Origin of the sequence: Pseudomonas sihuiensis (genome assembly GCF_900106015.1) — a bacterium.
GTDB lineage: Bacteria > Pseudomonadota > Gammaproteobacteria > Pseudomonadales > Pseudomonadaceae > Aquipseudomonas > Aquipseudomonas sihuiensis.
The window spans coordinates 1,971,018-1,982,252 of the sequence record NZ_LT629797.1 but is presented as its reverse complement, the minus strand read 5'-3'; the positions used below and the strand labels follow the sequence as shown (position 1 = coordinate 1,982,252).

Annotated in this window: 12 protein-coding genes; 10 read left to right on the top strand and 2 right to left on the bottom strand. The window is 61.7% G+C overall.

The window, feature by feature from the left end; genetic code table 11:
• Window positions 1-170: 170 nt before the first annotated feature.
• Both BLT86_RS25755 and mntA read right to left on the bottom strand, forming a co-directional pair.
• A complete protein-coding gene (locus BLT86_RS25755; RefSeq protein ID WP_157719669.1) occupies window positions 171-347 on the bottom strand; it encodes a hypothetical protein in 177 nt (58 codons plus the stop codon).
• The gene (gene mntA / locus BLT86_RS09440; protein WP_092376315.1) at window positions 335-718 is read right to left on the bottom strand and encodes a type VII toxin-antitoxin system MntA family adenylyltransferase antitoxin; all 384 of its coding nucleotides are present in this window, start codon (window positions 716-718) and stop codon (window positions 335-337) included. The genes BLT86_RS25755 and mntA overlap by 13 nt, the downstream gene beginning before the upstream one ends.
• Window positions 719-1,110: 392 nt before the next feature.
• Between mntA and BLT86_RS09435 the strand changes: the two genes are divergently transcribed.
• The 10 genes from BLT86_RS09435 to fleR all read left to right on the top strand — a co-directional run bounded on the left by BLT86_RS09435 (window position 1,111) and on the right by fleR (window position 11,190).
• A complete protein-coding gene (locus BLT86_RS09435; protein WP_092376314.1) occupies window positions 1,111-1,362 on the top strand; it encodes an antitoxin in 252 nt (83 codons plus the stop codon).
• Complete coding sequence (locus BLT86_RS09430) at window positions 1,359-1,670, top strand: type II toxin-antitoxin system RelE/ParE family toxin (RefSeq protein WP_092376311.1); 312 nt, start codon at window positions 1,359-1,361, stop codon at window positions 1,668-1,670. The genes BLT86_RS09435 and BLT86_RS09430 overlap by 4 nt, the downstream gene beginning before the upstream one ends.
• Before the next feature lie 658 nt (window positions 1,671-2,328).
• Window positions 2,329-3,780: a flagellin gene (locus tag BLT86_RS09425; RefSeq protein ID WP_092376308.1), complete on the top strand. Its 1,452-nt coding sequence runs from the start codon at window positions 2,329-2,331 to the stop codon at window positions 3,778-3,780.
• Window positions 3,781-3,849: 69 nt separating this feature from the next.
• Window positions 3,850-4,203, top strand: a complete 354-nt coding sequence (locus tag BLT86_RS09420) for a flagellar protein FlaG (RefSeq protein ID WP_053527661.1) — start codon at window positions 3,850-3,852, stop codon at window positions 4,201-4,203.
• 127 nt (window positions 4,204-4,330) lie between these two features.
• Entirely contained in the window at window positions 4,331-5,740 is a 1,410-nt protein-coding gene (fliD, locus tag BLT86_RS09415) for a flagellar filament capping protein FliD (RefSeq protein ID WP_092376305.1), read from the top strand.
• Between the two features lie 108 nt (window positions 5,741-5,848).
• Complete coding sequence (gene fliS, locus BLT86_RS09410) at window positions 5,849-6,226, top strand: flagellar export chaperone FliS (protein ID WP_003460718.1); 378 nt, start codon at window positions 5,849-5,851, stop codon at window positions 6,224-6,226.
• Between the two features lie 30 nt (window positions 6,227-6,256).
• On the top strand, window positions 6,257-6,550 hold the full coding sequence (gene fliT, locus BLT86_RS09405) for a flagellar protein FliT (RefSeq protein ID WP_003460719.1): 294 nt from the start codon (window positions 6,257-6,259) through the stop codon (window positions 6,548-6,550).
• Between the two features lie 249 nt (window positions 6,551-6,799).
• A complete protein-coding gene (locus BLT86_RS09400; RefSeq protein ID WP_092376302.1) occupies window positions 6,800-8,275 on the top strand; it encodes a sigma-54 dependent transcriptional regulator in 1,476 nt (491 codons plus the stop codon).
• Between the two features lie 281 nt (window positions 8,276-8,556).
• Entirely contained in the window at window positions 8,557-9,771 is a 1,215-nt protein-coding gene (locus tag BLT86_RS09395) for a sensor histidine kinase (protein ID WP_092376299.1), read from the top strand.
• Window positions 9,772-9,774: 3 nt separating this feature from the next.
• Window positions 9,775-11,190, top strand: a complete 1,416-nt coding sequence (fleR, locus tag BLT86_RS09390) for a sigma-54-dependent response regulator transcription factor FleR (RefSeq protein ID WP_092376296.1) — start codon at window positions 9,775-9,777, stop codon at window positions 11,188-11,190.
• The last annotated feature ends 45 nt before the right edge of the window (window positions 11,191-11,235 follow it).

Sequence of the window (11,235 nt, the reverse complement as noted above, 5' to 3'; positions counted from 1 at the left end):
TCGATCATTCAGGTGTGCGCGACCTGGACAGCCCGTGACATCCTACGCAGAAGCGCCGTTATCCTCCGCGACACTTGATGGTTGATGCGACACTAGCTCAGGGCGAGGCTGGCGATACTTTTGGCGAAGTCGTCGAAATCATCGAGACATCGGTTGGTAGGGCAATCGCGCTATGGCGTTGTTGTGCGAAAAAGCCTCGATGAACAGCGCTGGAGGCTGAACGAAGCGACAGATTCGTAGGGCGGGTGCAGCATCCTTTCCTTGAGCGCATCGCGCGATTGCCCTGGGATACGCTCCAGACAGCGTTGCAGCGAGTCCAGCTTGCGTTCGATGATCAGCCGATCCATGCCCGTCTCCGTTCGGCCAGCATGCGCCTGACATAAGGCATGAAGTCTTCGTTATTGAACATATGGCGCGTCGTCAGCTCGGCGTGCCGGGCGGCATCGCCAATCAGGCGAATGCCGTGCCTGAGTATTTGCCCCAGCAGCGGCTCCCCAACCGTAGCCAGGTCGATCAGATCCACGGGACGTCCCGTGGCAACGGCAATTTCTTCGATCAGGTGGATCCTGTATTCGACATCCAGGGGGGAGGAGGCCAGTATTGCGACGTCCACGTCGCTGTCTGGCCCTGCGCTGCCAGTGGCGAGCGATCCGAAGACGTAGGCAAGGTGTATGTCGGGGTGGCGCTTCAGTACGGCTGCGAGTGCCTCGATGCTCATGGTGGTTGCTCTCTGCGCAAACTCAGGCGTTAACGATGGCATACAACGCCGCGTGGAGAAAGCTGAGACCTGATTAGCAACGAGCTTCAGCCGTACTAAGCGCGCGCCGGTAGGGCACAGGCGCAATCCTGTAGCCCGGATGAAATCCGGGGCGGTTTGGCATGCCGCCCGACCTTTCCCGGATTTCATCCGGGCTACCCGCTTGGCTGAGCATCGTTGCTAATCAGGAGCTGAGATGATTCGGCGCTGGGAGCAAGACAGGTCGTCGAGGAACTGCGCACGTCTACGACAACCAAGCCCACGAATGATGGTGCGATTGCTCTGTATGCAACGGCTTGTTTCATCAGCACATCCGTGTAAATGTGGGAACGTGTAATTTCGGAGGTCATCCCGTGAGCCGCCTAACCATCGACATGACAGACCAACAGCACCAAAGCCTGAAAGCGCTGGCTGCCTTGCAGGGCAAGACCATCAAACAATACGCGCTGGAAAGGCTGTTTCCCGGCGATTTTGATGCTAATCAGGCATGGAAAGAGTTGAAAGACCTGCTCGGTACCCGCATCCACGAGGGGCTTGCTGGTAATGTGTCTACCAAGAGCATCAGCGAAATTCTTGATGAAGAACTGACCGAGGGTCAGGCTTGACCGGCTACGTTCTCACTGCGGCGGCAGAATCCGACCTGCGTGATATCGTCCGCTACACGCGCAAGCAATGGGGCGATGCGCAGGCGCGCCGCTACATCGCTACGCTGGAACAGGGTATAGCCAGCCTCGCCGATGGTCGGGGTGCGTTCAAAGACATGAGTGCGCTTTTTCCGGCTCTACGGATGGGGCGCTACGAGCATCACTACATATTCTGTCTGCTGCGTGAGGGAGCGCCTGCCTTGATCGTGGCTATTTTCCATGAGCGCATGAACCTGATGGCACGACTGGCCGACCGGCTCAAAGATTGACCTGGACGACAATGAGCGACGCATCTACCAGGAGCGTTATCTGCAGGAGGATAACAGGGCAATCGCGCTATGCGCTCAAGGAGCCGAGGATGGTAAGGATGCTGCATCGGTAGGGCGGGTGAAACCCGCCAATAGCCCAGGGCAATCGGCTGAAGAAAGCCATTCTCATTTATGCGCTCACAATGTCAGCCTTGTAGGGTGGGCCGGGCGGCGTTCCGCTTCAGCCCACCAACGGGGGCTATAAAGGGGTTTCAGGGATATCCACCTGCATGTTCTGGCCTTTTCAGCTTCACCCGATTGCCCTGGCCAATAGCCTCTGGCGGGTTGCACCCGCCCTACGAATCTAGTGTTACGCCACAGATCAACTGTCGGTCGGACGGCCTTTCGTAGGGTGTGCCGTGCGCACCAGGCAAGCACTGCGGTCTTCGCGGTGCGCACGGCGCACCCTACGAAGGCCATCCGTGGTTCTTTCGTGGGCTATTGTTTTAAAAGGGTTTTTATTCTTGTCAAGGCGTCAGTGGATTGACTCGAAAAAAATCGAAAAAAACGCTAAAGGATTGGCCGCAGGAGACGATAAACCCAGTGAAAGCTCTCTAGGCCATCCCGGGCGGTTGCCAAGGCCGGGAGTCGTACAAGCCCACACCACGAGGTTCTCGTCATGGCTCTTACCGTCAATACCAACGTTGCATCGCTCAACACCCAGAAAAACCTGAACAGGGCGTCCGATGCCCTGTCCACCACCATGCAGCGCCTGTCCAGCGGCCTGAAGATCAACAGCGCCAAGGACGATGCAGCCGGCCTGCAGATTTCCAACCGCCTGACCAGCCAGATCAACGGCCTGAACGTGGCGACCAAGAACGCCAACGACGGCATCTCCATCGCCCAGACCGCCGAAGGCGCCATGCAGGAATCCACCAACATCCTGCAGCGTATGCGCGAGCTGGCCTTGCAATCGGCCAACGGCTCCAACAGCGCCGAAGACCGCGCTTCGCTGCAGGCCGAGTACTCTCAGCTGACCACCGAGCTGACCCGTATCGCCAACACCACCACTTTCGGTGGCCGTAATCTCCTGGATGGCTCGTTTGGTACTACCAGCTTCCAGGTCGGCGCCAATGCCAACGAGACCATCAACGTCACTCTGGGCAATGTCTCTGCAACCAATATCGGTTCCCAGCAGGTTCAGACCACGGCGATCACCCCGAGCGCATCCGGCGTTACCGGCGGCAGCATCACCGTTACTGGCAGTGGCACGACCAAGACCGTTACTGTTGAAGAGGGTGCCTCGGCTGCGGAGATCGCCAAACTGCTGGATGGTGCCGTTACCGGGCTCAGTGCTTCTGCGCGTACCGTGGCCAGCCTGGATGTCGATGCAGACACTGCATCGACATCCCCGGCCAACTTCAGCATCAAGGTGGGCGATTCCGATGCTATCGACCTTATCGGTGTGACCGACAACGCCAGCCTGGCCGAGCAGTTGAGCTCCAACGCTGCGGCGCTGGGCATCAGTGTGAACTTCAACGAAAGCAGTGGCGAGCTGTCCATCACCTCCGAAACCGGCGAGAACATCGTCTTCGGCGCTGTGAGCACAACTGGCGTTACCACCGAATATGGTGGTGTCACGGTGAACGTGCAGGATGGTTCGGGCAAGTATGCGGCGTCGGGTACTGCTATTGATGAGGACTTCATCGCTACCGGTGCAGTGGAATTGAACTCCTCCAAGTCGTACTCGCTGGCGGGTAATGGCGTCGGGGGGCTGTTCGCGGCAACAGGCACCACCACTGCCACGTCGAACCTGACCAGCATCGCCGACACCAGCATCACCACGGCCGAAGGCTCGCAAAGCGCCATCGCGGTGATCGACAAGGCGATCTCGAATATCGACACCCAGCGCGCCGACCTCGGTGCCGTGCAGAACCGCTTCGACAGCACCGTTTCCAACCTGCAGAGCATCGTGGAGAACTCCACTTCCGCCCGCAGCCGGATCCAGGATGCCGACTTCGCCGCGGAAACCGCCGAGCTGACCAAGCAGCAGACCCTGCAACAGGCGTCCACCGCGATCCTGGCGCAGGCCAACCAGTTGCCGTCCGCGGTGCTGAGCCTGCTGCAATAAGCCAATCTCTGAGGCGGTGGAGGGGGGAGTGCGCAAGCCTTCCCCCTTTGCCCATTGCGAGGTGCTCTCATGACCATTACAAGCGTTACGCCAATTGGCAGCCTGACGCCATCGGCGCGCCAGGTAGCCGGGGCGGCCGTCGAGCGGCCACGGCAGTCGGGCGAGAATCCCCAGGCGGCCGAGGCCGTGGCGAACGTACCGCGCGAGCAACAGGAGTCGGCGGTGGCGAGCATGCAGAGCGCCATGCAGTCGATTCGCCGCGACATCAATTTCCAGGTCGACGACAGCACCGGCCGGGTGGTGGTGCAGGTCGTCGATGGCGGTTCCGGCGAAGTGGTTCGGCAGATTCCCTCCGAGGTGGCCTTGAGTCTGGCGGCGCGCCTGGAGGACATGCGCAGCCTGCTGTTTCGCGAAGAGGCGTGATTTTCACAGGCGTGAGCCTGCGGTGAACGGGTTCGCGAATAAATTCGCTGCTACACAGGTTGAGTGACTGGCTCGTTAATTGCTGGGCAGTGGCAGGGCGTCAATAATTCGTTGCGAGGAGGTCGACATGTCAGGCACCACTATTACCGGTCTGGGTACAGGGCTGGATATCGACGGCATGGTGACCGCCATCGCCGATGCGGAAAAGGCGCCCAAGCAGGCGCAGATCGACCGGCTGACGACCAAGACGGAAACCAGCCTCTCGGCCGTGGGTACGCTGACCAGCGCGGTCGAGACGTTCGAAGCCTCGCTGACCGCCCTGGAGAGTTCCTCCAGCAGCTTCGAAGGGCTCGGCGTGCAGTCCTCCGCCGATGGCGTGGCCAGCGCCACTGCTGGCGCGGGCGCGGTTCCCGGCAGTTACGAGGTGGAGGTGATCAGCCTGGCCAGTTCGTCGAAAGTGGCCAGTGCCAGCCTGGAGGGCGGTGCTTCCACGACCTTCGATTCCGGCGGCACGCTGACCATCGACGTCGGCGACAACGCCTCCTATGAGGTTCAGGTCGCGCCGGGGGCTTCGCTGACGGAAATCCGCGATGCGATCAACTCCCAGCTTTCCGCCACTGCGGGCATCAGCGCCAACATCATCACCGATGCCAGTGGCGCGCGCCTGGTACTGTCCTCGGAGGTCACCGGGGAGGGCACCGACCTGTATGTGAAGGGCACGGGGGATCTGGCGGCGCTGAACATCAACGTCGATGAGGACGGCAATCACGACCTTACCCAGCAGTCGGGCACCGGGGCTGGCTCCATCACCCTGGCCAGCAATGCTTCCTACAAGATCGACGGCCTGGAGCTGAGCAGCTCCACCAACACCGTCACGGCGCTGAGCGGCCTGAGCATCAAGCTGACGGCCGAGGGCACCACCACCCTGACCGTGGCGCCCAATACCGAGGGCTTGAAAACCTCCATCGAGGCTTTCGTCAGTGCCTACAACAACCTGATCACCGTCACCAATGCCTTGACCCGGGTAACCACCAGCGAAGACGAGACGAGTACCGATGCCGGCGCGCTGGTGGGCGACGCCCTGGTTCGCTCGCTGCTCGGTTCGATACGCAACGAACTGGTACAGCCCTCGACCGGCAGCGGTGAGCTGAGCGTTCTGGCGCAACTGGGCGTGACCACCAACAAGGACGGTACGCTGTCGATCGACGATGCCAAGCTGAGCAGCGCGCTGGAGACCCACTACGATGAGGTTCAGGCGTTCTTCGTCGGCGACGACGGGTTGATTCCGCGCCTGAAATCGGTCACCGAGCCTTACACGGCACCCGGAGGGCTGCTGGCCGGTCGCACCGAGTCGCTGCAAAAGACCATGACGCAATTGAGCGAGCAGCAGCAGGCGCTGGATCGGCGCATCGATTCGCTGACCACCTCGCTGTACACCAAGTACAACAACATGGATATCCTGGTGGCGCAGTTGAATGCAAGCAGCGCGAGCCTTCTGAGCACGCTCGAGGCGCTGAACAATTCCAACAAAAAATGAGTGTCAGGGAGAGCCGCCGCTGTGCGGCTTCCAGCCTAAAGATTCCCGATTGCCGGCCGATAGCCTGTCAAGTCCACGCAGTGACTTGGTTATCGAGGAGCAGTCGTCATGTATGCAGCGTCCGCGCTCAGGCAGTATCAGCAGGTCAGTACCCAGTCCCAGCTTGCCGAGGCCAGCCCCCATCGCTTGATCCAGATGTTGTTCGAAGGCGCCCTGGATCGCCTGGCGCAGGCCCAGGGCGCGCTTGCCCGTGGCCAGGTCGCCGAGAAGGGGCTGCTGATCGGCAAGGTGATCGGGATCGTCGGTGGCCTGCGCGAGGGGTTGGACAAGGGCCAGGGGGGCGAGTTGGCGCAGCACCTCGATGGGCTCTATGAATACATGATTCGGCAGTTGGCCCAGGCCAACCTGAAAAACGATGAGGCGATCCTGCGTCAGGTGGCGCAATTGCTGCGTGAATTGAAAGAAGGCTGGGATGGCATTGCTTGAGGGCCGTGCCGGACAATCCGGGAGAAAATCATGAGTTCGTCTGTCCAGCGTCTGGAAGAAACCGGCTGCGCACTGCGCGATGCCCTGCTCAGGCAGGACTGGGTGGCCATCGGCAAGTTGGATCTGCAATGCCGCCAGGCGGTCGATGCGGCCATGCACGAGGGGGGCGATGAGGCGCGCCTGCGCGACAGCATGCAGGAGCTGCTGCTGCTCTACCGCGAGCTGGTTACGCTGTGCACGGCCGAGCGCAAACGCCTTGGCGATGAGCTGGTGCAGATCAACCAGGCTCGCCAGGGGGCCAAGGTCTATCAGTTGTTCGGCTGATTGTCATGGCTAGCGCAGGTTTCTGCCCCCTCTCCCGCTTGCGGGAGAGGGCTGGGGAGAGGGGAGAAAAAGCTGCCCTGCTGCATCGGTAGGGCGGGTGCAACCGCAGCGAGTACGGGAACGCCACAGGAAATCACGCCATAAATTTGACTGAGTCCAATTTTTTGACTTTACTAGTGGCAAGTTGCCGGTGTGCGCCGAAGAACTGGCGTGCAATTTCCCTAACTCCTCGGGTCAGACAAGCACAAGATGTGGCGTGAAACCAAAATCCTGTTGATCGATGACAATGCTGCGCGCCGCCACGAACTGGCGATCATTCTGAGCTTTCTCGGGGAGGAGCATCTGGCCTGTACAAGCCAGGACTGGCGCAGTGCCGTGGCTGGGCTTGAGTCCAGTCGCGAGGTGCTGAGTGTCTTGCTGGGCGATGTCGAGGCCAAGGGCGGCGCGCTTGAACTGACCAAGCAGCTTGCCGGGTGGGATGAGTTTCTGCCCTTGCTGACGGTGGGTGATGTCAGTATTGCCGAGTGGCCGGAAGACTTGCGTCGGCGCGTGCTGGCCAGTCTGGAGACGCCGCTCAGTTATAACAAGTTGCTCGACTCGCTGCATCGCGCCCAGGTCTACCGTGAAATGTACGACCAGGCCCGTGATCGTGGTCGGCAGCGTGAGCCCAATCTGTTCCGTAGCCTGGTGGGTACCAGTCGCGCCATTCAGCAGGTGCGACAGATGATGCAGCAGGTGGCCGATACCGAGGCCAGCGTGCTGATCCTCGGCGAGTCCGGCACCGGCAAGGAGGTGGTGGCGCGCAACCTGCATTACCACTCCAAGCGTCGCGAGGCGCCGTTCGTGCCGGTCAACTGTGGGGCCATTCCGGCCGAGTTGCTGGAAAGCGAGCTGTTCGGGCATGAGAAGGGCGCCTTCACCGGCGCCATCACCAGCCGGGCAGGGCGCTTTGAGTTGGCCAATGGCGGCACGCTGTTCCTCGATGAAATCGGTGATATGCCGCTGCCGATGCAGGTCAAGCTGCTGCGTGTGTTGCAGGAGCGCACTTTCGAGCGAGTCGGCAGTAACAAGACGCAGACCGCCGACGTGCGCATCATCGCGGCCACGCACAAGAACCTGGAGAAGATGATCGAGGACGGCAGCTTCCGCGAGGATCTGTACTACCGCCTCAACGTCTTCCCCATCGAGATGGCGCCGCTGCGCGAGCGCATCGAAGACATCCCGCTGCTGATGAACGAGCTGATTTCGCGCATGGAGCACGAGAAGCGCGGCTCCATTCGCTTCAACTCGGCCGCCATCATGTCGCTGTGCCGTCACGACTGGGCGGGCAACGTGCGCGAGCTGGCCAACCTGGTGGAGCGCATGGCGATCATGCATCCCTATGGGGTGATCGGCGTTGGCGAGCTGCCGAAGAAATTCCGCCACGTCGATGACGAGGACGAGCAGTTGGCCGCCAGCCTGCGCGACGAGATGGAGGAGCGCGCCGCGATCCTGGCCGGGCTGCCGGGCCTCGATGCGCCGGCCATGCTGCCGCCGGAAGGCCTGGATCTGAAGGACTACCTGGGCAATCTGGAGCAGGGGCTGATCCAGCAGGCGCTGGATGATGCCGGCGGCGTGGTGGCGCGGGCTGCTGAGCGCCTGCGTATTCGCCGTACCACGCTGGTCGAGAAAATGCGCAAGTACGGCATGAGCCGCCGCGAAGAGGATGGTCAGGACGAGGATTGATTCCTCAGCCTCAGGCTAAGGAAACTCTGGAAAACTCGTCATTCCCGCGCAGGCGGGAATCCAGAACCTGCGAAACTCCTGGGCTCCCGCCTTCGCGGGAGTGACGGTAAGTAACTTTTTCAGAACATCCCTAACGCCGCAAAGAAAGCCGGAGCTTTGACGCAAGCTCCGGCTTCGTTTTTTCAAGTGGTTGAAAAATAAGAATAAAAAAGTAGGCACGGGTATTGCTAAGGCTCTTGTATCCGACCGTCTTCTGACGGAACGTCGTACGAGAGAAGCAGATGGAAGCCAACCTTCGTCCTACCGAGTCAGCCGAGCCAGGCGTTACGGCGCCGCTCGAACAAGCCAGCCGTGCAGGACTGGAGCAGGCCTTTGCCCTGTTCAATCAGATGTCCAATCAGCTCAGCGAGTCCTACAGCCTGCTCGAGGCGAGGGTCAATGAGCTGAAGGGGCAGCTGGCACTGGTCAGTGCTCAGCGTATGCAGGAACTGGCGGAGAAGGAGCGTCTGGCCCATCGCCTGCAAAGCCTGCTGGATCTGCTGCCTGGCGGTGTGATCGTCATCGACGGTCAGGGCGTCGTGCGCGAGGCCAACCCAGTCGCGCGTGCGCTGCTCGGCCAGCCACTGGTGGGTATGCTCTGGCGCCAGGTAATCGTTCGCAACTTCGCGCCGCGCGAAGACGATGGTCACGAAATCTCCATGCGCGACGGCCGCCGTCTATCTATCGCCACGCGTTCCCTGCACGGGGAGCCGGGGCAGCTTGTGCTACTGACCGACCTGACGGAAACCCGTCGCCTGCAGGATCAGCTCTCTCGCCATGAGCGCCTATCGGCGCTGGGGCGCATGGTCGCTTCCCTGGCCCATCAGATCCGTACACCGCTTTCCGCTGCGTTGCTCTATGCAAGCCACCTCAATGAACAGGTACTGCCGGCCGAACAGCAGCAGCGCTTCGCCGGGCGCTTGAAGGAGCGGCTGCACGAGTTGGAAAACCAGGTGCGCGACATGCTGATCTTCGCCCGGGGCGAGCTGCCATTGCCGGATCGTCTGTCGCCGTCGGCCCTGTTCGATGCGCTGCGTGCGGCTGCCGACGCGCATGTGGGCGATATGGCTGTGCGCTGGCAGTGCGATGTGCGTGACGGCGAACTGCTGTGCAATCGCGACACGCTGGTCGGCACCGTCCTCAATCTGATCGACAACGCCATTCAGGCTGCCGGGCGCGATGCGCGTCTGAAGATTCATCTATATCGCCGCGACGGCCTGCTGCGCCTGTGCGTCAGCGATAACGGGCCCGGTATGAATCAGGAAACCCTGGCGCGCCTGGGGGAGCCGTTTTTCACCACCAAGACTACCGGGACCGGCCTCGGCCTGGCGGTGGTCAAGGCTGTGGCGCGCGCCCACCAGGGCCAGTTGCTGCTGCAATCGCGTGCGGGTCGTGGTACCTGCGCCATCGTTTCTCTGCCGCTGCTTGATGCGGCGTCTCACTCGAATCAGGAGTAACCCATGGCTGCCAAAGTCCTGCTGGTTGAAGACGATCGCGCGCTGCGCGAAGCCCTGGCCGATACCCTGTGCCTGGGCGGGCATGATTATCGGGCGGTCGATTGCGCCGAGGCGGCGTTGGTCGCGTTGACCGAAGAGCCGTTCGGGCTGGTGGTCAGTGACGTCAACATGCCGGGTATGGATGGTCATCAACTGCTGGCGCAGATCCGTAGTCGTTATCCGCAACTGCCGGTATTGCTGATGACGGCTTTCGGCGCGGTAGAGAGGGCGGTAGATGCCATCCGTCAGGGCGCCGCTGATTATCTGGTCAAGCCGTTCGAGCCGCGCACGCTGCTGGAGCTGGTGGCCAAGCACGCTCTCGGTAAATTGACGGCGGGGGATTGCGATGGTCCGGTAGCGCTCGAGCCGGCCAGCGTGCAGCTGCTGGAGCTGGCGTCACGCGTGGCGCAGAGTGATTCGACGGTGATGATCACGGGTGAGTCGGGGACCGGTAAGGAGGTGCTGGCGCGTTATATCCATCAGCAGTCGCCGCGCGCCTCCGGGCCTTTCATCGCCATCAACTGTGCGGCGATTCCCGACAACATGCTTGAGGCGACTTTGTTCGGGCATGAGAAGGGCGCGTTCACCGGTGCGGTCACCGCTCAGCCGGGCAAGTTCGAGCTGGCCGACGGTGGCACCATCCTGCTCGACGAGATTTCAGAAATGCCGCTGGGGCTGCAGGCCAAGTTGCTGCGTGTGCTGCAGGAGCGTGAGGTGGAACGGGTCGGGGCGCGCAAGCCAATCAACCTGGATATCCGCGTGCTGGCCACCAGCAACCGTGACCTGGCCAGTGAAGTGGCGGCAGGGCGCTTCCGCGAGGACCTCTATTATCGACTGTCGGTCTTCCCCTTGGCCTGGCGGCCGTTGCGTGAGCGGCCTGCCGACATTCTGCCGCTGGCCGAGCGGCTGCTGGCCAAGCACGTCAAAAAAATGAATCAGGCGCCGGTGCGCTTGTCAGAATCGGCCGCGCAGTGCCTGGTGCAGCATCAGTGGCCGGGCAACGTGCGTGAGCTGGACAACGCCATTCAGCGCGCATTGATCCTGCAGCAGGGCGGGGTGATTCAGGCGCAGGATCTGTGCCTGCACGCACCCATAGGTCAGACGGTGCAGAGCGCCGTGCCGCACCTGGCTGTGGTGCCGAGTATGGCCCCGCCGATGACGCAACCGGTCGAGCCGCCGAGTGCGGTCGATGCCGGCGCGCTGGGCGAGGACCTTCGCCGTCGCGAGTTTCAGGTGATCATCGACACCCTGCGTGCCGAGCGCGGTCGCCGCAAGGAAGCCGCCGAGCGCCTGGGTATCAGCCCGCGCACCCTGCGCTACAAGCTGGCGCAGATGCGCGATGCCGGTATGGATGTCGAGGCTTACCTGTACGCCAGCTAATGTTGCTGTGCTGAAGGGGATGCGACGGAGGGGGACGCTGCCTGG